Genomic DNA, 18,203 nt, shown 5'->3' with positions numbered 1-18,203 from the left:
ATTCGCCGATCTCGCCGAGGGAGCGGTGGGCGGGCACCCCGTCGATGGTGTCCTGATCAGCGGCGAAGGCGCTGTTCACGGCGTAGGTGCGGCCGGTGAAACCCGCGCCCAGGAGGTTGCGCAGGACCGTACGGCCGACCCCGCCGGGGGTGCGGCCGGCGCCGATGACGGCGACGGAGCCGGGGGCGAGCAGCCGCTGCACGGACCGCGCCTCGGCACGCTGCTCCCGGGCGCGCTGGACGGCGAGCGACTCGGCGGTCGGTTCGAGGTCCAGGGTGAGGTGGACGGTGCCGTCCTCGAAGCTGCGCTGCTGGGTGTACCCGGCGTCCCGGAACACCTTGATCATCTTGTTGTTGGCCGGCAGCACCTCGGCGGCGAAGCGCCGGATGCCGCGCTCGCGGGCGACGGCCGCGATGTGTTCGAGCAGCGTGGAGGCGACGCCGCGGCCCTGATGCGCGTCCTGGACGAGGAAGGCGACCTCGGCCTCGTCCGCCGGGGCCGACGCGGGCCTGCCGTGGGCGTCGATCCGGTCGAAGCGGACGGTGGCGATGAACTCGCCGCCCACCGTGACGGCGAGTCCCACCCGGTCGACGTAGTCGTGGTGGGTGAAGCGGTGGACGTCCTTGGCGGAGAGCCGGGGGTAGGGAGCGAAGAAGCGGTAGTACTTCGACTCCGGGGAAACCTGCTCGTAGAAGCTGACCAGCCGTTCGGCATCGTCCGTGGTGATCGGCCTGATCCGCGCGGTGCCGCCGTCGCGGAGCACCACGTCCGCCTCCCAGTGGTCGGGGTAGACGTGATGCGGACTCTGCTCCGGAGAGGGCTCCATGGGCAAAGCGTACGGCTCTGTCAGCGGTCGCGTGGGGGGCGGGGCCGGGGCAGTCTGAGGGTGGCCGATCGACGGTACGACGCGGGCCGCGGACCGGCCGCGGGTCGGCCGGAGCATCACGCACTGCATGAGAGACTGGTCTAGACAACCATTGATTCGTGAAGGGCAGAACCATGGCTGAGCGCCGCGTCAACGTCGGTTGGGCCGAGGGCCTGCACGCCCGCCCCGCATCCATCTTCGTCCGTGCCGCCACGGCCTCCGGTATACCCGTGACCATAGCCAAGGCCGACGGCAACCCGGTGAACGCCGCGTCCATGCTCGCGGTGCTCGGGCTCGGCGCCCAGGGCGGCGAGGAGATCGTTCTCGCCTCCGAGGCCGACAACGCCGAAGCCGCTCTGGACCGTCTGTCCAAGCTGGTCGCCGAGGGGCTCGACGAGCTTCCGGAGACCGTCTGATCCAGCGGTCCCGATCGCCGGAATTCCTGCGCACGAGCCGCGGCGCCCCTGACGGGGAGTCGCGGCTCTTTCATTTGCGCGGGAATCCGACCCCTGGGGACGGGACGCCGGAATGAATTCAGGGCAGCGAAAAGAAAGTCCTGCCGAATAGCCGCTCTTTGTATACGGCGTCATTGTTAATGCCGGCCGCTCGGGGTGTTTACGACATGTTGCGAAGTCCTCACCCGGCCGGCGCGGGGCACGACACCGGCACCCGGCCGGCCGGGGCGGCGCAGCCGGTGCGCGGCGATGGCCCGCTCGGCGTGCTGCGCGGCCAGCGCCCTCGCTCGTTCCGCGTCACCGCGCGCCACGGCGTCCACGATGGCCCCGTGCTCGGCCCAGGAATCGGCGGGGCGGGACGGCTGGTCGACCACGTACATCCAGGCGATCTTGTGCCGGAGCTGGGTGAGCAGCGCGATCAGACCGGGGCTGCCGGAGGCCTGGGCCAGGGTCTCGTGGAACCAGCCGCCCAGTGAGCGCAGATCCTCGCCCTCGCCCCGGCGGGCCCGCTCCTGACCCAGCCTGACCAGGCCGCGCAGCACCTTGAGGTGGGCCTCGGTGCGGCGCTGGGCGGCACGGGCCGCACCGAGCGGCTCCAGCAGCATCCGGACCTCCAGGAGGTCGGCGGCCTCCTGCTCGTCCGGCTCGGCGACGCAGGCCCCGGCATGCCTGCGGGTGACCACGAAGCCCTCGGACTCCAGGGTGCGCAGCGCTTCACGCACCGGGACGCGGGAAACCCCGTAACGGCGTGCGAGCACCTCCTCGGTGAGTCGGCTGCCGCGTTCGAAGACACCGGAGACGATGTCTTCACGGATTGCCGTGCATACCGAATGCGCCGGAATGCGCATGTCCGAACCTCCGCCTTAATCCCCGCGGAACGCGGCCGATCGACGCCTGTCCTGTGACTCTATTGCAATGCGGTCGCATTTCCGATGCCGGGCGGAAATTCATCAATATCTTTTGGTCATGGACCGGTTCGGGAACGGGCTCCGCGCCCCGGTCCGGCGGCCGGGCACGACGAAGGCCCCGGCGCGGTGCCGGGGCCTTCACCGAGGTTCCTCGCGTCGGTCAGACGGTGACGCCGTGGGCGCGCAGATACGCGACCGGGTCCATGTCGGAGCCGTACGACGGCGTGGTCCGGGCCTCGAAGTGGAGGTGCGGTCCGGTGGAGTTGCCGGTGGAGCCGGAGAGGCCGATCCGCTGCCCCTGGCCGACGCTCTGGCCGACGGAGACGCCGATCGAGGAGAGGTGGCCGTACTGGGTGTACGTGCCGTCCGTCATCCGGAGCACGACGTTGTTGCCGTACGCGCCGCCCCAGCCGGCCTCGACGACCGTACCGGCGCCGACGGCGACGACGGAGCTGCCGGACGCGGCGTGGAAGTCGATGCCGGAGTGGCTGCCGGAGGACCACAGGGAGCCGCTGGACTTGTAGCCGGTGCTCACATAGGAACCTGCGACGGGGAGCTGGAAGGTGCCCAGCCGGGCACGCTCGGCGGAGCGGGCGGCACGCGCCTCGGACTCGCGGGCCTCCTCGGCCCTGGCGGCGGCCCTGGCCTTCGCGGCAGCCCTGGCCTTGGCGTCGGCCTTCTTCTTGGCGTCGGCCTTCTTCTCGGCCTCGGCCTTCGACTTGGCTTCCGCCTTCGCCTGGGCGGCGACGTCGGCCTGGCGCTGCTGCGCGTCCGCCTGCGCGTCGATCCGGTCGGCCAGGTCGCCCTCGATGGCGATGACCTGGGAGAGGCCGGTCTCGCCGGGGGCGGGGGTCTCGGCGTCCGCGGCGAGGGCCGGGGAGGCCAGGGAGCCGATGACGCCGGTGGTGGCCAGGGTCGCGATGCCGACGGCCTTCGCGCCGCAGCGCGTCAGACGGCTCGGGGCACGGTGCTTCCCCGTGGCACGGGTGAACGCCATGAAGTGGCTGGTCCTTTCCTTCCTTCTCGCCTACCGGGTTAGCTGACGGGTTCGGAGCAGGAAGGTCTCCTACGGATCCCCGGCCTCGCTGAGGCATGGGCATCCGATTCACCCCAGGGACTGCGCGGGTCCCCGGCTCCCCGGGCTCGCGCCTGACGGGGACTCGGCGATGACTGCCCGGTACGTCGCGGATGCGGCATACGAGTGACGGACAGCCGGGCCGACGCTAGACGGGGGTACTTCCCCACACCAAACGGACAGGCGGTTTTGTAGCGCATCCCACAGGGCAGACAGGCAACCTCTCCCCTAAACCGGACAAAAAGGAAAGGCCCTGGCGGTCGATGATCCGCCAGGACCTTTCTTTTGCCCCGTTATCGGGGAGAGTGACCGGTCAGCCGGTGACGACCGAAACCTCGCCGATACCGAGGGCCCTGACCGGCTCCTCGATCTGCGCGGCGTCCCCGACGAGGACCGTGACGAGCCGGTCCCCCGGGAAGGCACTGACCACGGCTGCCGTCGCCTCCACCGTGCCGGTCTCTGCGAGGCGCGCGTACAGCTGCGCCTGGTAGTCGTCCGGGAGGTGCTGCTCGACCTGGTCCGCGAGGGTGGCGGCAACGGAGGCCGCCGTCTCGAACTTCAGCGGTGCGACACCCACGAGGTTCTGCACGGCCGTCTCGCGCTCGGCGTCCGTCAGGCCCTCCGCGGCCAGGGTCCGCAGCACCTTCCACAGGTCCTCCAGCGCCGGACCGGTGGACTCCGTGTCCACCGAGCCGCTGATGGCGAGCATCGAGGCGCCCGTCGCCCCCGCGGCGGAGTCCCGGGCCGAGGAACGCAGCACCTGGGCGAAGGCGCGTACGCCGTAGGTGTACCCCTTCTCCTCGCGCAGCACCCGGTCCAGCCGGGACGTCAGCGTGCCGCCCAGGCAGTACGTGCCGAGCACCTGGGCGGGCCAGACGCTGTCGTGCCGGTCGGCGCCGATCCGGCCGATCAGCAGCTGCGTCTGCACCGCTCCGGGGCGGTCCACGATCACCACCCGGCCGGTGTCGTCGGCGGTGATCGGCGGGACCGGACGGGACTCGGCCGTGTTGCCCGACCAGTCGCCGACGGTGTCTGCGAGCAGGGCGTCCAGGTCGATGCCGGTGAGGTCACCGACGACCACGGCGGTCGCGGTGGACGGCCGGACGTGGGCGTCGTAGAAGGCGCGCACGGCCGCGGAGTCGATCCGCTCCACGGTCTTCTCGGTGCCCAGGCGCGGGCGCGACATGCGGGCCGTGGCCGGGAAGAGCTCCTTGGAGAGCTGCTTGGCGGCGCGCCGGGCGGGGTTCGCCTGCTCGTGCGGGATCTCGTCGAGCCGGTTGTTCACCAGCCGCTCGATCTCGCTGTCGGCGAAGGCCGGCGCCCGCAGGGCCTCGGCGACCAGACCGAGTGCCTTGGCCAGCCGGGAGGCGGGAACCTCCAGGGAGACCCGGACGCCGGGGTGGTCGGCGTGGGCGTCCAGGGTGGCGCCGCACCGCTCCAGCTCGGCGGCGAACTCCTCGGCGCTGTGCTTGTCGGTGCCCTCGGACAGGGCGCGCGACATGATCGTGGCCACCCCGTCCAGGCCCTCGGGCTCGGCCTCCAGCGGGGCCTCGAGGAAGATCTCGACCGCGACGACCTGCTGGCCGGGGCGGTGGCAGCGCAGCACCGTGAGGCCGTTGGGCAGGGAGCCGCGCTCGGGTGCGGGGAAGGCCCAGGGCCTGGCCACTCCGGGGGCGGGCTGCGGGTGGTACTTCATCGAGACTCCAGTCGCGGCAGCGTCGCTCACTTGTCCGCTCCTTCGTGCGCGTCGGTGTCGTTGGTGGCGCCGTCTTCGGCCTCTTCGGCGGGCTCCGCCGACTCGACCGGCTCGTAGACCAGCACCGCCCGGTTGTCGGGCCGCAGCTGGGCCCTGGCGGCCGCCCGGACCTCTTCGGCGGTGATGTCGAGCACCCGGTTCACGGCGGTCAGGGCGCGCTGCGGGTCACCGAACAGCACGGCGAACCGGCACAGTTCGTCGGCCCGGCTCGCGACCGTACCGAGCCGGTCCAGCCACTCGCGCTCCAACTGGGCCTGGGCGCGCTCCATTTCCTCGGGCGTCGGGCCCTCCTCGGCGAACCGGGCGAGCTCCTCGTCGACCGCGGCCTCGATCTGCGCCACCTCGACACCGCCGGAGGTCTTGACGTCCAGCCAGCCGAGCGAGGGCGCACCGGCCAGCCGCAGCATCCAGAACCCGGCCCCGACGGCCGTCCGGTCCCGGCGCACCAGGCGGTTGTGCAGCCGGGACGACTCGCCGCCGCCCAGCACGGTCAGCGCGAGATCCGCGGCGTCGCACTCCCGGGTGCCGTCGTGCGGCAGCCGGTAGGCGGCCATCAGCGCACGCGCCGGGACCTCCTCGCGGACCTCCTCGCGCAGCTCACGGCCGATGATCTCGGGCAGCTTGCCGTCCCGCGGCGGCTGCTTGCCGTCGTGGGAGGGGATGCTGCCGAAGTACTTCTCGATCCAGGCGAGCGTCTGCTCGGGGTCGATGTCGCCGACGACCGAGAGCACCGCGTTGTTGGGCGCGTAGTACGTACGGAAGAAGGTCCGCGCGTCCTCGAGGGTCGCCGCGTCCAGGTCGGCCATTGACCCGATCGGGGTGTGGTGGTACGGGTGGTCGTCCGGGTGGACGAGAGCCGTCAGCCGCTCGAACGCGGTGCCGTACGGAACGTTGTCGTAGCGCTGGCGGCGCTCGTTCTTGACGACGTCGCGCTGGTTCTCCATGGACTTCTCGTCGAGCTCGGCGAGCAGTGAGCCCATCCGGTCGGCCTCGAGCCACAGGGCCAGCTCCAGCTGGTGCGTGGGCATCGTCTCGAAGTAGTTGGTCCGCTCGAAGCTGGTGGTGCCGTTGAGGGAGCCGCCGGCGCCCTGCACCAGCTCGAAGTGTCCGTTCCCCTTGACCTGGCCCGAGCCCTGGAACATCAGGTGCTCGAAGAGGTGAGCCAGACCGGTGCGTCCCTTGACCTCGTGGCGCGAGCCGACGTCGTACCAGAGGCACACCGCGGCGACCGGGGTCAGATGGTCCTCGGAGAGCACCACGCGCAGGCCGTTGGCCAGACGGTGCTCGGTCGCTGTCAAGCCGCCGGAGCCGGCCTGGGCTGTGGCCGTGTGACCCATGGGCATGTACGTCCCTTCGATCGCGATACTGGATGTGATGCGAGACCTGCCACTGTAAGCAGGCACACCGGCGCCTGGCGAAGTCTCCGTGCCGCGCAGGTCACCGGAAAGCGGCGTCCGGACCCCCTCGGGACGGGTGGAGAACCCCCTTTGGGACGGGTCGAGGTCGGAGTTGTCAGTGCGGCGGTCCACAATGGTCCGCGTCAGAACCTGAGGTTGCCCGAACAGAATCCGTGAAGGAGTCGCAGCAGCGATGGCCCGCCGCAGCACGAAGACCCCGCCGCCGGACGACTTCGAGGAGAAGATCCTCGACATCGACGTCGTCGACGAAATGCAGGGCTCCTTCCTTGAGTACGCGTACTCGGTGATCTACTCACGCGCCCTGCCGGACGCCCGTGACGGCTTGAAGCCGGTGCACCGCCGCATCGTCTACCAGATGAACGAGATGGGCCTGCGCCCGGACCGCGGCTATGTGAAGTGCGCCCGCGTCGTCGGCGAGGTCATGGGTAAGCTGCACCCGCACGGGGACGCGTCGATCTACGACGCCCTGGTGCGGATGGCACAGCCGTTCTCCATGCGGCTCCCCCTCGTCGACGGACACGGAAACTTCGGCTCGCTCGGCAACGACGACCCGCCGGCCGCCATGCGGTACACCGAGTGCCGGATGGCCGACGCGACGTCGTTGATGACGGAGTCGATCGACGAGGACACCGTCGCTTTCCAGTCGAATTACGACGGCCAGGAGCAGGAGCCGGTCGTCCTCCCGGCCGCCTATCCGAACCTCCTGGTCAACGGCACGACCGGGATCGCCGTCGGCATGGCGACGAACATGCCGCCGCACAACCTGGGCGAGGTCATCGCCGCCGCCCGCCACCTGATCAAGCATCCGGGCGCGGACCTGGAGACCCTGATGCGGTTCGTCCCCGGTCCCGACCTGCCGACCGGTGGCCGGATCGTGGGCCTCGGCGGCATCAAGGACGCCTACGCGGGAGGCCGCGGCTCGTTCAAGATCCGCGCCACCGTCGCCGTGGAGAACGTCACGGCACGCCGCAAGGGTCTGGTCGTCACCGAACTGCCCTTCAGCGTCGGTCCGGAGAAGGTGATCGCCAAGATCAAGGACCTGGTCTCGGCGAAGAAGCTCCAGGGCATCGCGGACGTCAAGGACCTCACCGACCGCTCGCACGGACTGCGCCTGGTCATCGAGGTCAAGAACGGCTTCGTGCCGGAGGCCGTGCTGGAGCAGCTCTACAAGCTGACGCCGATGGAGGAGTCCTTCGGCATCAATAATGTGGCGCTGGTGGACGGACAGCCGCTCACCCTGGGCCTCAAGGAGCTCCTGGAGGTCTATCTCGACCACCGCTTCGACGTGGTGCGCCGGCGCAGCGAGTTCCGCCGGACCAAGCGCCGCAACCGGCTGCACCTGGTCGAGGGCCTCCTCGTCGCACTGATCGACATCGACGAGGTCATCCGGCTCATCCGGTCCAGCGACAACTCGGCGCAGGCCAAGGACCGGCTCATCGAGCACTTCTCGCTGAGCGAGGTCCAGACGCAGTACATCCTGGACACCCCGCTGCGCCGGCTCACCCGGTTCGACCGGGTCGAGCTGGAGAGCGAGCGGGACCGGCTCAACGCCGAGATCGACGAGCTGACCGCGATCCTCGACTCGGACACCGAGCTGCGCAAACTCGTCTCCACGGAACTGGCCGCGGTCGCCAAGAAGTTCGGCACCGACCGGCGTACGGTGCTGCTGGAGTCGGCCGGTTCGCAGGTCGCGGCGGTACCGCTGGAGGTCGCGGACGACCCGTGCCGGGTGCTGCTGTCCTCGACCGGTCTGCTGGCCCGTACGGCCAACGGCGACCCGATCGTCTTCGCCGAGGACGCCAAGCGCGCCAAGCACGATGTGATCGTGTCGGCCGTGCCGGCCACGGCACGGGGTGATGTCGGCGTGGTGACCTCGACGGGGCGGCTGATGCGGCTCGCGGTGATCGATCTGCCGCAGCTGCCGGACACCCATGCGGCGCCCAGCCTCTCGGGCGGCGCGATGGTCGCCGAGTTCCTCACCCTGGAGGCGGACGAGGAGATCATCTGCCTCACCACGCTCGACGAGTCCTCACCGGGGCTGGCGGTCGGCACCCTGCAGGGCGTCGTGAAGCGCGTGGTGCCCGACTATCCGGCCAACAAGGACGAGCTGGAGGTCATCACCCTCAAGGACGGTGACCGGATCGTCGGCGCGATGGAACTGCGCACCGGCGAGGAGGACCTGGTCTTCATCACCTCGGACGCGCAGCTGCTGCGCTACCCGGCGGCGCAGGTGCGCCCGCAGGGCCGTCCGGCCGGCGGCATGGCGGGCGTCAAGCTCACGGAGGGCGCGGAGGTGCTCTCCTTCGCCGCGGTGGATCCGGCCGCGGACGCCATGGTGTTCACGGTCGCCGGTTCGCACGGCACACTCGACGACTCCGTGCTGACGTGCAAGTTCACCCCGTTCGACCAGTACCCGCGCAAGGGCCGGGCCACGGGCGGAGTGCGCTGTCAGCGGTTCCTCAAGGGCGAGGACATCCTGACGTTCGCCTGGGCGGGCCCGACACCCGCCCGCGCCGCGCAGAAGAACGGCGCACCGGCCACGCTGCCCGAGCCCGACCCGCGGCGCGACGGTTCGGGGACGCCACTGGAGTCCCCGGTCGCGGTGATCGCCGGCCCCGTGTGACCGGCCGGCCCGGTCCGTGGCGCTATGCGTCGTCGCCGGGCTGCTGCACGTACCGCAGGACGCCCCACATGCTTCGCTCATGTGCGGCGTCCTGCGCTGTGTCCGGCGCCTCTTCCCCAGGCGCCGCTTCCCCCGGCAGTGGGGCGGTCTCGCGGCAGTCCGCCAGCTCCTTGCGCAGGGCCTCGGCGTCGATGCCCGAGCCGATCAGCACGAGCCGGGTCAGCCGTGGTTCGCCGCGGGTCCAGGGCTGCGGGGCGAACCGCAGGAACCTGCCGACGGCGTGCAGCGCGTAGCTGTTGTCCCGGTCCCCCGTGCCGAAGTCGACGTACCCCTTGATCCGGTAGAGGCCTTCCGGCCGGGAGTCCAGGAAGCCCATCAGCCGACGGGGACTCATGGGCACGTCGGAGGTGAAGTCGACGCTCTCGTACGCCGTGTGCAGATGCTCCCCGTGCTCCTCACCGGCCCGCGCCGCCCGTTCCTCCAGGTACAGGTCCTCGAAGGTCAGCTGCCGGGCCTTCTCCTCGCGGTCGGGCCGCAGCGCCGGATCGAAGAGCAGCTCGGGGTCGACGCGTCCGTACATGGCGGGGACGACCGCCGCCGTACTGCCGGTGGCCGCGACGGCCTCCCGGACGCGCAGCAGGTCGGCGTCCGCGGCCCGGTCCGTCTTGTTCAGCACGACGAGGTCGGCGACGGCGAGATGGCGGTCGATCTCCGGGTGGCGTTCCCGGGTGGCGGCGAACTCGGCGGCGTCGACCACCTCGACCAGCCCCCCGTACACGATGTGCGGATTGTCGCTGGCCAGCAGCATCCGTACGAGCTCCTGGGGTTCGGCGAGCCCGCTCGCCTCGATGACGATCACGTCGAGCCGGGCGGCGGGCCGGGTCAGGGTCTCCAGGTAGGTGTCCAGCTCGCTGACGTCGACCGCGCAGCACAGGCAGCCGCCGCCGAGCGAGACCGTCGAGCCGACCTGTCCGGACACCGTCATGGCGTCGATCTCGATGGACCCGAAGTCGTTGACGATCACGCCGATTCGGTTTCCCGCGCGATGGCGCAGCAGGTGGTTGAGCAGCGTCGTCTTGCCGGATCCCAGGAATCCTGCGAGGACGATGACCGGGATCTGCCTGCTGCGGGGCGGGGACGACGGGTTCAACGGGGGCCCTTCCGGGGGACGTCAGGCGGCCGGGACCGGCTGCGGCGGAGGCGGGCCGACGTAGCGGGCCGCCGGGCGGATGATCTTGGAGTCCTCCGCCTGCTCCAGGATATTGGCGCTCCAGCCCACCACCCGCGCCGCGCAGAACGTCGGTGTGAACATCTCGCGCGGCAGGCCGCACAGCTCCATGACCACTCCGGCGTAGAACTCCACGTTGGTGTGCAGTTCGCGCCCCGGCTTGAGCTCGGCGAGGATCGCCTCGACCTGCCGTTCCACCTCGACGGCGAAGTCGACGAGCGGTCCGCCGAAGCTCTGGGCGATGCCTCGCAGCATGCGCGAGCGCGGGTCCTCGGTGCGGTAGACCGGGTGCCCGAAGCCCATGATCCGGTCGCCGGCGAGCACGCGCTCGCGGATCCATCCGTCGATGCGGTCGGGGGTCCCGATGGCGTCCAGGGTGTCCAGGGCCCGGCTGGGCGCACCGCCGTGCAGCGGTCCGGAGAGTGCTCCGACGGCCGCCACCAGGCAGGCGGCGATGTCGGCGCCGGTGGAGGCGACGACCCGGCCGGTGAAGGTCGAGGCGTTGAAGCCGTGGTCGACGGTGGAGATCAGGTACTGCTCGACGGCCCTGACCCGGGCGGCGTCCGGCACGGAACCGGTGAGCATGTAGAGGTAGTTGGCCGCGTACGGCAGGTCGTCGCGCGGCTCCACCGGTTCGAGGCCCTGATGGAGCCGGTGCAGGGCGGTGAGCACGGTGGGGACCGCGGCGCAGGCGGTCAGCGCGTCGGCGCGGCGCCGCCCTGCGTCGATGTCGTACACCGGACGGAAGCCCGCCGATGCGCCGAGCAGCGAGAGCGCCGTGCGCAGCCCCGCGAGCGGACCGGAGACGGCGCCCGCGCGGGCTATGGCGGGCAGGGCGTCACGTACCTCCGCGGGCAGCCGGCGCAGTGCCGCGGTGCGGGCCGCGAAGTCGGCGCGGGTGGCCGGACCGGGCAGCTCGCCCTCGGTCATCAGGTACCAGACGTCCTCGAAACCGCGGGTCTGTGCCAGCTCGATCGCCGAGTACTGCCGGTAGTGGTAGAAGCCCTCGCGGCCGCGGACATCGCCGAGGGCCGTGTCGGTGACGACGACACCCGCGAGGCCACGGGGGACGTCGAGCGGGGCTGAGCCGGTCATGGTCGTCATTGCGTCCTCCATGGACATTCCAGTGCTGCGACTCTTGACATTGATTTGACTGTCCATGCTTGACTTTAGATCTGTCAATGTTGATTGAATCAATATGGATACGGTGGGCAGCATGACGGATCAAGCAGGTGCGGGCGACGGTGCGGGCACTGCAGCACACCGGCTCACCACCCGGGAGACGGCCGAGCGCCTGGGCGTGAAGCCAGAGACGGTGTACGCGTACGTGAGCCGGGGCCAGCTGAGCAGCAACCGCGCGCCCGGCGCGCGGGGCAGCACCTTCGACGCGGCGGAGGTCGACGCCCTGGCACGGCGTACGGGACGCAGGGAGCCCGCTTCCCCCGCCGGTGAGCTGGCCTTCCGGACCGGCATCACGCTCATCGAGAGCGACCGCTACTACTTCCGGGGCGTGGACGCCGCAGAGCTGGCCCGGCGCCATACCTACGAGGAGGTCGCCGAGTGGCTCTGGACCGGTGAGCTGCGGACGGGCACGCGCTTCACGGCGCCCTCCGAAGCGCTGGCCGCGGCCCGCCGGACGGTCGGCGCACTCCCGGCGCACTGCGGTTCGACGGACCGGCTGCGGGTGGCGGTCGTCGCCGCGGCGGCCGCCGATCCGCTGCGGTTCGACCTGTCGCGCGAGGCGGTGCTGGGCGGCGCCCGGAGTCTGATCCCGACCCTGGTGGCCGCACTGCCGACGGTGGGCGCGGACGGGATCGACGGCGGCGCGGTCGCATCCGCCGACGCCGGGCTGGCGCGTCAGCTGTGGCCGAAACTCACCGCACGCCCGGCCGACGAGGCGTCACTCGACGTGCTGGACACCGCCCTGGGGCTGTTGATCGACCACGATCTGGCCGCCTCCACCCTGGCGGCCCGGGTCGCGGCCTCCGCCCGCGCCCACCCGTACGCCGTGGTCTCGGCAGGGCTGGGGGTACTGGAGGGGCCACTGCACGGCGCGGCCAGCGGACTGGCGCACCGGATGCTGGCCGAGGCCCTGGAGCGGGGCGGCGCGGCCCCGGTGGTCGCGGACCATCTCCGTACCGGACGCCGGGTACCGGGGCTGGGCCACCGGCTCTACACCGGCGAGGACCCACGGGCCACGACGCTGTTCGCCCTGCTCGCGAAGGTCCCGCGGGCGGCGCCGGCACTGGCCGCGGCCCGCGACGTGGTCGCCACGACCGCGCGCCACGCCCCGCTGCACGCGAACGTCGACCTGGCGCTCGCGGTGCTGTCCGTCTCCTGGGGCATGGCCGCGGAGTCGGGCGAGACCGTGTTCGCGATCTCCCGTACGGCGGGGTGGATCGCGCATGCCCTGGAGGAGTACGGGGAGCGACCGCTGCGGATGCGTCCCATCGGCCAGTACACCGGGCCGCGACCACCTCGGCCGCTGCCCGATGCCACAGGGACGCCGCCGCAATAGACGGTTCGCCAGTCGCAAATTAGCGACGGTCAGCGGGAAGCATTGCGCGGGGGCTGGGCCGTGGAGCCGCGTACCACCAGCTCGGGCTCGAAGAGCAGTTCGTCGGACGGCACGGCACGCCCCCCGATCTGCACGGAGAGCAGCTCGACGGCCGCCCGCCCCATGGCCTCGATCGGCTGGCGGACCGTGGTCAGCGGCGGCTCGGTGCAGTTCATGAACGCCGAGTCGTCGTACCCGACGACGGAGACGTCGGCGGGCACCGAGAGACCGCGGCGGCGTGCCGCGCGCACCACCCCGAGGGCCAGCGGGTCGCTGGCGCAGATGAACCCCGTGACCCCTTCGTCCAGCAGTCGCATGGCGGCCGCCTGCCCGCCCTCCAGCGAGAACATCGCCCTGGCCACCCACGCGTCGGGGATGGCCGTGCCGGACTCCTCGGCGAGCACCCGGGCGGCGGCCAGCTTGCGCAGCGAGGGCATGTGGTCCGAGGGGCCGAGCACCAGACCGATGCGCTCGTGGCCCAGCGAGACCAGATGGCGCCAGGCCTGCTCGACGGCCACGGAATCGTCGCAGGAGACGGCCGGGAAGCCGAGATGGGCGATGGCCGCGTTGATCAGGACGACGGGGATCTTGCGGTCGGCGAGCACCTTGTAGTGGTCGTGCGGGGCATCGGCCTGGGCGTAGAGGCCACCGGCGAAGACGACGCCCGAGACCTGCTGCTGGAGGAGCAGCTCGACGTAGTCCGCCTCGGAGACGCCGCCCTTGGTCTGGGTGCACAGGACGGGCGTCAGGCCCTGCTGCGCCAGCGCGCCGCCGACCACCTCGGCGAAGGCGGGGAAGATCGGGTTCTGCAGCTCGGGCAGGACCAGGCCGACCAGCCGGGCCCGCTCGCCGCGCAGCTGGGTCGGCCGCTCGTATCCGAGCACGTCCAGCGCGGACAGGACGGCCTGCCGCGTGGCGTCGGAGACTCCTGGCTTGCCGTTGAGCACCCGGCTGACCGTGGCCTCGCTGACTCCAACTTTCTGTGCCACCTGAGCAAGTCGTCGCGTCATGTGTGCAAGATTAGCGCAAGAAGCGCAAGCGGATTGCGTGGAGCTGGAAACGAGACGAATTTCGGAAAGCACCGGAATGCCCTCTACCGTCTCTACGATGAGCGCCCCACCGCCCACCGTCAGGAAGCGGCGCCGGATCGGCTGGCCCCAGCGGGTCTTCTCGCAGGTACTGCTGATGCAGCTGGCCATCGCCACCGGCGTCACCGTACTCGCCACCGGCCTCTTTCTGGCACCCCTCAGCGCACAACTCGACGACCAGGCGATGCGCCGGGCGCTGGCCATCGCGCAGAGCGCGGCCGCCCAGCCGGAGATGGCCGAATCTCTGCTCACCACGGACCCGGCTCCGCTCGGTCCGGTCCAGTCCGCGGCGGAGCGGCTCAGGCGTGCCACGGACGCCGAGTACGTCGTCGTGATGGACCGGCGAGGAGTGCGCTGGTCGCACCCCGACAGCAGCCGGATCGGCAAGCTCGTCTCGACCGATCCGGGCGAGGCACTCGCGGGCGAGAACGTCATGGAGATCGACAGCGGCACACTCGGACGCTCCGCCCGGGGCAAGGTGCCGCTGCGCGACGCGTCGGGACGTATCGCGGGCGCCGTCTCCGTCGGCATCGCGTACGACAGCGTCCGCGCCCGGCTCCTGGCGGCGATTCCCGGGCTGTTCGCCTACGCGGGCGGAGCGCTGGCCGTGGGGGCGCTGGCCGCCTACCTGATCTCCCGGCGCCTGCAACGGCAGACCCACGACCTGGGATTCTCCGATATCGCCGCGCTGCTGGCGGAACGCGAGGCGATGCTGCACAGCATCCGGGAGGGCGTCGTCGCGCTCGACGCGACCGGCCGGATCCGCCTGCTGAACGACGAGGCGCAACGGCTCCTGGGGCTCGGGCCCGAGGCGTCGGGCCGCCCGCTGACCGAGGTGCTCGGCGCGGGACGCACCGCCGACGTGCTGGCCGGCGAGGTGGCGGGCGAGGACCTGCTGACCGTACGCGGCAGCAGGGTACTGCTGGCCAACCGGATGCCGACGGCCGACGGAGGCGCCGTCGTCACCCTCCGCGACCGCACCGAGCTCGAACACCTCGGCCGCGAGCTCGACTCCACCCGCGGGCTGATCGACGCACTGCGCGCCCAGGACCACGAGCACGCCAACCGGCTGCACACCCTCCTCGGGCTGCTGGAGCTGGAGCTGCACGAGGACGCGCGGGAATTCGTCACCGAGGTCGTCGGCGTCCACCGGGCCACCGCCGAACAGGTCACCGAGAAGGTCCGTGACCCGCTGCTGGCCGCGCTGCTGGTCGGCAAGGCGACGGTGGCCGCGGAGCGCGGCGTCGCGCTGCGCATGGTTCCCGGCACGCTGCTCCCCGACCGGCTGGTGGATCCGCGCGGGCTCGTCACGATCGTCGGCAACCTGGTCGACAACGCCCTGGACGCCGCGTCCGGATCGGACGGCGCCCTGGTCGAGGTGGGGCTGCGGGCCGAGGGCCGTACGGTGGTGCTGCGGGTCCGCGACAGCGGTCCCGGTGTACCGCCCGGCCGGCGTGAGTCCATCTTCACGGAGGGCTGGTCGACCAAGGACCTGCCCGCGCACGGCAAGCGGGGCCTGGGGCTCGCACTCGTGCGGCGACTGGCCGAGCGGCAGGGCGGCAGCGCGGCGGTCGACGGGGCGGACGGGGGCGGCGCCGAGTTCACCGTGGTGCTGCCGGAGGCCATGACCGAAGCGGAATCCGACAGGGCGGGAGCAGACCGGTGATCGAGGTACTCATCGTCGACGACGACGTCCGGGTCGCGCGGATCAATGCCGCCTATGTGTCGAAGGTGGCCGGATTCCGGGTGGCCGCGCAGGCACACTGCGCCGCCGACGCCCTCGCCGCGGTCGAGGAGGGCCCGGTGGACCTGATCCTGCTGGACCACTACATGCCGGACCGCAACGGTCTGGCCGTGGTGCGGGAGCTGCGCGGTCTCGGCCACCGCACCGACGTGATCATGGTGACGGCCGCGCGTGACATCGCCACGGTCCAGGAGGCCATGCGCCAGGGCGCTCTTCAGTACCTGGTGAAGCCGTTCACGTACGCGGGTCTTCGCACCAGACTGGAGGCGTACGCCTCCTTGCGGCACACCCTGGAGAGTGGCGGCGAGGCAGAACAGGCGGAGGTGGACCGGCTCTTCGGCGCTCTGTGGGCAGCGAGCGAGCCCGACCTGCCCAAGGGACACTCGACGACCACCGCGGAGCTGGTCCGCAAGGCGCTCCGGAGCGCCGACGGCCCGCTCTCGGCGCAGGAGGTCGCGGAGATCGCCGGGATGAGCCGGCAGACGGCCCAGCGCTATCTGAAGCTGCTGGAACGGTCCGGGCGGGTACGTCTGACGCTGCGGTACGGGGAGACGGGGCGCCCGGAACACCGCTACACCTGGGGCACGGGCCTGCCCCGCACCTGAGGGCGGGCCGTCCCCGTCAGACCGCGCCGGCTCCGGTCAGCGCACGGACCTCGGTCTCCGCGTGCTTGGCCGCGTCCGGCGGCTCCTGCGAGGTGACCGTGCCGATCCAGCCGGCCAGGAATCCCAGCGGGATGGAGACCAGGCCGGGGTTCTCCAGCGGGAAGAGCTGGAAGTCCGCGCCGGGGAAGAGCGAGGTGGCGCTGCCGGAGACCACCGGAGAGAACACGACGAGCAGCACGGCGGGGATCAGCCCTCCGTAGACCGACCAGACCGCCCCGCGTGTGGTGAAGTTCCGCCAGAACAGCGAGTAGAGCAGCACCGGCAGGTTCGCCGATGCCGCGACCGCGAAGGCCAGTCCCACCAGGAACGCCACGTTCAGGTCCTGGGCCAGCAGCCCCAGCCCGATGGCGGCCACCCCGATCCCCGCTGCGGCGACCCGGGCCACGGCGACCTCGCTGTGCTGCTTGGAACCCGGGCGGCGGAGCGAGGCGTAGAGGTCGTGGGCGACGGACGCGGACGAGGCGAGTGTGATCCCGGCGACGACGGCAAGGATGGTCGCGAAGGCGACGGCGGCGACCACGGCGAACAGGATCGTTCCCCCGGTGGAGCCCTCGCCGCCTCCGAGTACCAGGGCCAGCAGCGGAACGGCGGTGTTCCCGGCGGGATTCGAGGCCCGCACGTCCGCCGAGCCGACCAGCGCCGCCGCCCCGAATCCGAGCACGATCGTCATCAGGTAGAAGCTGCCGATGAGGCCGATGGACCAGACGACCGACCGGCGGGCCGCGCGGGCGGTCGGCACGGTGTAGAAGCGCGACAGGATGTGCGGCAGTCCGGCCGTGCCGAGCACCAGGGCCAGTCCCAGGCTGATGAAGTCGACGCGGGCCGTCCAGGTACCGCCGTACCGGAGGCCGGGCGAGAGGAACTTCTTCCCGTATCCGCTGCGGTCGGCGGCGGAGTTGAGCAGTTCGTTGACATTGCCGTGGAAGTGGACCAGGACGAGCACGGTGAGGACGATCGTGCCCGCCATCAGCAGGACGGCCTTCACGATCTGGATCCAGGTGGTGGCGCGCATGCCGCCGAGCGACACGTAGATCACCATGAGCGCACCGACGCCGATGACGGTCCAGGACCGGGCGGCGCCGCTCGTTCCGCCGAGGAGCAGGGCCACCAGGCTGCCCGCGCCCACCATCTGCGCCACCAGGTAGAGCACGGAGACCGTGACGGAGGACGTCCCCGCCGCGATCCGGACCGGGCGCTCGGCCATCCGCGCCGCGACCACATCGGCGAGGGTGAACCGGCCGCAGTTGCGCACGAGTTCCGCGACGAGCAGCAGCACGACGAGCCAGGCCACCAGGAAGCCGACCGAGTAGAGCATGCCGTCGTATCCGAAGAGGGCGATCAGACCGGAGATGCCGAGGAAGGACGCGGCCGACATGTAGTCGCCCGCGATGGCGAAACCGTTCTCCATGGGCGAGAACAGCCGGCCGCCGGCGTAGAACTCCTCGGCCGAACCGTGCCGGTTGCGGCTCACCCATGTGGTGATGCCGAGTGTCACGGCGATGAAGACGCTGAACAGCAGGAGCGCCAGGGTCTGGTGATTCCCGCTCAACGCCCGAACCCCCGTGTCATCTCCTGTGTCTCCCAGCGCAGATCGAGCGCCGCCCGGTCCCTGCGCAGCCGCGCGTGCCGCGCGTACGCGCCGGTGAGCAGGAACGTGGTGAGGAACTGCCCGAGCCCCGCGACCATGGCGACGTTGACCGCCCCGGCCACCGGTCTGGCCATCAGACCGGGCGCGGTGACCGCCATGACCACGTAGGCGAGGTACCAGACGAAGAAGGCGAGGGTGGCGGGGACGATGAAGCGCCGGTACCGGCGCCGCAC

The 18,203-nt window shown here is 71.3% G+C and carries 15 protein-coding genes and 1 riboswitch; of the genes, 5 read left to right on the top strand and 10 right to left on the bottom strand.

Going from position 1 to position 18,203, the window contains the following annotated elements; translation table 11 throughout:
• Positions 1–826: GNAT family N-acetyltransferase (locus J1C73_RS07565; RefSeq protein WP_207315659.1), on the bottom strand; the 826-nt coding region annotated here is incomplete at its 3' end.
• Between the two features lie 173 nt (positions 827–999).
• Between J1C73_RS07565 and J1C73_RS07560 the strand changes: the two genes are divergently transcribed.
• A complete protein-coding gene (locus J1C73_RS07560; RefSeq protein WP_123462851.1) occupies positions 1,000–1,281 on the top strand; it encodes an HPr family phosphocarrier protein in 282 nt (93 codons plus the stop codon).
• Between the two features lie 176 nt (positions 1,282–1,457).
• On the opposite strand, the gene J1C73_RS07555 is transcribed toward J1C73_RS07560, so the two are convergent.
• The 4 genes from J1C73_RS07555 to J1C73_RS07540 all read right to left on the bottom strand — a co-directional run bounded on the left by J1C73_RS07555 (position 1,458) and on the right by J1C73_RS07540 (position 6,402).
• Complete coding sequence (locus J1C73_RS07555; RefSeq protein WP_207315658.1) at positions 1,458–2,168, bottom strand: GntR family transcriptional regulator; 711 nt, start codon at positions 2,166–2,168, stop codon at positions 1,458–1,460.
• A gap of 220 nt (positions 2,169–2,388) precedes the next feature.
• Positions 2,389–3,225, bottom strand: coding sequence for a M23 family metallopeptidase (locus J1C73_RS07550; protein ID WP_207315657.1), 837 nt, complete (start codon positions 3,223–3,225; stop codon positions 2,389–2,391).
• Positions 3,226–3,238: 13 nt separating this feature from the next.
• A riboswitch (cyclic di-AMP (ydaO/yuaA leader) is annotated at positions 3,239–3,404 on the bottom strand.
• Between the two features lie 212 nt (positions 3,405–3,616).
• Positions 3,617–4,999: a M16 family metallopeptidase gene (locus J1C73_RS07545; RefSeq protein ID WP_207315660.1), complete on the bottom strand. Its 1,383-nt coding sequence runs from the start codon at positions 4,997–4,999 to the stop codon at positions 3,617–3,619.
• Between the two features lie 26 nt (positions 5,000–5,025).
• Entirely contained in the window at positions 5,026–6,402 is a 1,377-nt protein-coding gene (locus J1C73_RS07540; protein ID WP_207315656.1) for a M16 family metallopeptidase, read from the bottom strand.
• Between the two features lie 247 nt (positions 6,403–6,649).
• Here J1C73_RS07540 and J1C73_RS07535 point away from each other — a divergent pair, with 247 nt between their 5' ends.
• Positions 6,650–9,100 carry a DNA gyrase/topoisomerase IV subunit A gene (locus tag J1C73_RS07535; RefSeq protein WP_123462841.1) on the top strand — a complete coding sequence of 817 codons (2,451 nt, stop codon included), beginning with the start codon at positions 6,650–6,652 and terminating at the stop codon, positions 9,098–9,100.
• 22 nt (positions 9,101–9,122) lie between these two features.
• Here J1C73_RS07535 and J1C73_RS07530 read toward each other — a convergent pair whose 3' ends face one another.
• Together J1C73_RS07530 and J1C73_RS07525 are read right to left on the bottom strand one after the other, a co-directional pair.
• Positions 9,123–10,250, bottom strand: a complete 1,128-nt coding sequence (locus J1C73_RS07530) for a CobW family GTP-binding protein (RefSeq protein WP_207315655.1) — start codon at positions 10,248–10,250, stop codon at positions 9,123–9,125.
• A gap of 21 nt (positions 10,251–10,271) precedes the next feature.
• Positions 10,272–11,432: a citrate synthase/methylcitrate synthase gene (locus J1C73_RS07525; RefSeq protein ID WP_207315654.1), complete on the bottom strand. Its 1,161-nt coding sequence runs from the start codon at positions 11,430–11,432 to the stop codon at positions 10,272–10,274.
• 112 nt (positions 11,433–11,544) lie between these two features.
• On the opposite strand from J1C73_RS07525, the gene J1C73_RS07520 reads away from it, so the two are divergent.
• A complete protein-coding gene (locus tag J1C73_RS07520) occupies positions 11,545–12,846 on the top strand; it encodes a citrate synthase (protein WP_207315653.1) in 1,302 nt (433 codons plus the stop codon).
• 29 nt (positions 12,847–12,875) lie between these two features.
• Here the strand turns inward: J1C73_RS07520 and J1C73_RS07515 are convergent, their stop codons facing one another.
• Positions 12,876–13,895 (bottom strand): LacI family DNA-binding transcriptional regulator, encoded by a 1,020-nt coding sequence (locus J1C73_RS07515; RefSeq protein WP_123462835.1) that lies wholly within the window; start codon positions 13,893–13,895, stop codon positions 12,876–12,878.
• A 97-nt stretch (positions 13,896–13,992) separates the two neighbouring features.
• On the opposite strand from J1C73_RS07515, the gene J1C73_RS07510 reads away from it, so the two are divergent.
• Positions 13,993–15,639 (top strand): sensor histidine kinase, encoded by a 1,647-nt coding sequence (locus tag J1C73_RS07510; RefSeq protein ID WP_207315652.1) that lies wholly within the window; start codon positions 13,993–13,995, stop codon positions 15,637–15,639.
• A complete protein-coding gene (locus tag J1C73_RS07505; protein ID WP_207315651.1) occupies positions 15,636–16,322 on the top strand; it encodes a response regulator in 687 nt (228 codons plus the stop codon). The genes J1C73_RS07510 and J1C73_RS07505 overlap by 4 nt, the downstream gene beginning before the upstream one ends.
• Positions 16,323–16,338: 16 nt before the next feature.
• Here the strand turns inward: J1C73_RS07505 and J1C73_RS07500 are convergent, their stop codons facing one another.
• Both J1C73_RS07500 and J1C73_RS07495 read right to left on the bottom strand, forming a co-directional pair.
• On the bottom strand, positions 16,339–17,931 hold the full coding sequence (locus tag J1C73_RS07500; protein WP_123462829.1) for a monocarboxylic acid transporter: 1,593 nt from the start codon (positions 17,929–17,931) through the stop codon (positions 16,339–16,341).
• Positions 17,928–18,203 (bottom strand): DUF485 domain-containing protein (locus tag J1C73_RS07495; RefSeq protein ID WP_207315650.1); only part of this gene is annotated, 276 nt, incomplete at its 5' end. The genes J1C73_RS07500 and J1C73_RS07495, both read right to left, overlap by 4 nt.

The sequence above is a fragment of the Streptomyces laculatispora genome (assembly GCF_017353455.1).
Taxonomy (GTDB): domain Bacteria; phylum Actinomycetota; class Actinomycetes; order Streptomycetales; family Streptomycetaceae; genus Streptomyces; species Streptomyces laculatispora.
The sequence above is the reverse complement of the archived record's forward strand: the minus strand, read 5'-3'. Positions and strand labels throughout refer to the sequence as shown.

Coding starts and splice junctions, on each gene's coding strand:
- J1C73_RS07555 (WP_207315658.1), bottom strand. CDS start 2,168: ATGCGCATTCCGGCGCATTCGGTATGCACGGCAATCCGTGAAGACATC.
- J1C73_RS07525 (WP_207315654.1), bottom strand. CDS start 11,432: ATGACGACCATGACCGGCTCAGCCCCGCTCGACGTCCCCCGTGGCCTC.
- J1C73_RS07520 (WP_207315653.1), top strand. CDS start 11,545: ATGACGGATCAAGCAGGTGCGGGCGACGGTGCGGGCACTGCAGCACAC.
- J1C73_RS07560 (WP_123462851.1), top strand. CDS start 1,000: ATGGCTGAGCGCCGCGTCAACGTCGGTTGGGCCGAGGGCCTGCACGCC.
- J1C73_RS07510 (WP_207315652.1), top strand. CDS start 13,993: ATGAGCGCCCCACCGCCCACCGTCAGGAAGCGGCGCCGGATCGGCTGG.
- J1C73_RS07545 (WP_207315660.1), bottom strand. CDS start 4,999: ATGAAGTACCACCCGCAGCCCGCCCCCGGAGTGGCCAGGCCCTGGGCC.
- J1C73_RS07540 (WP_207315656.1), bottom strand. CDS start 6,402: ATGCCCATGGGTCACACGGCCACAGCCCAGGCCGGCTCCGGCGGCTTG.
- J1C73_RS07535 (WP_123462841.1), top strand. CDS start 6,650: ATGGCCCGCCGCAGCACGAAGACCCCGCCGCCGGACGACTTCGAGGAG.
- J1C73_RS07550 (WP_207315657.1), bottom strand. CDS start 3,225: ATGGCGTTCACCCGTGCCACGGGGAAGCACCGTGCCCCGAGCCGTCTG.
- J1C73_RS07515 (WP_123462835.1), bottom strand. CDS start 13,895: ATGACGCGACGACTTGCTCAGGTGGCACAGAAAGTTGGAGTCAGCGAG.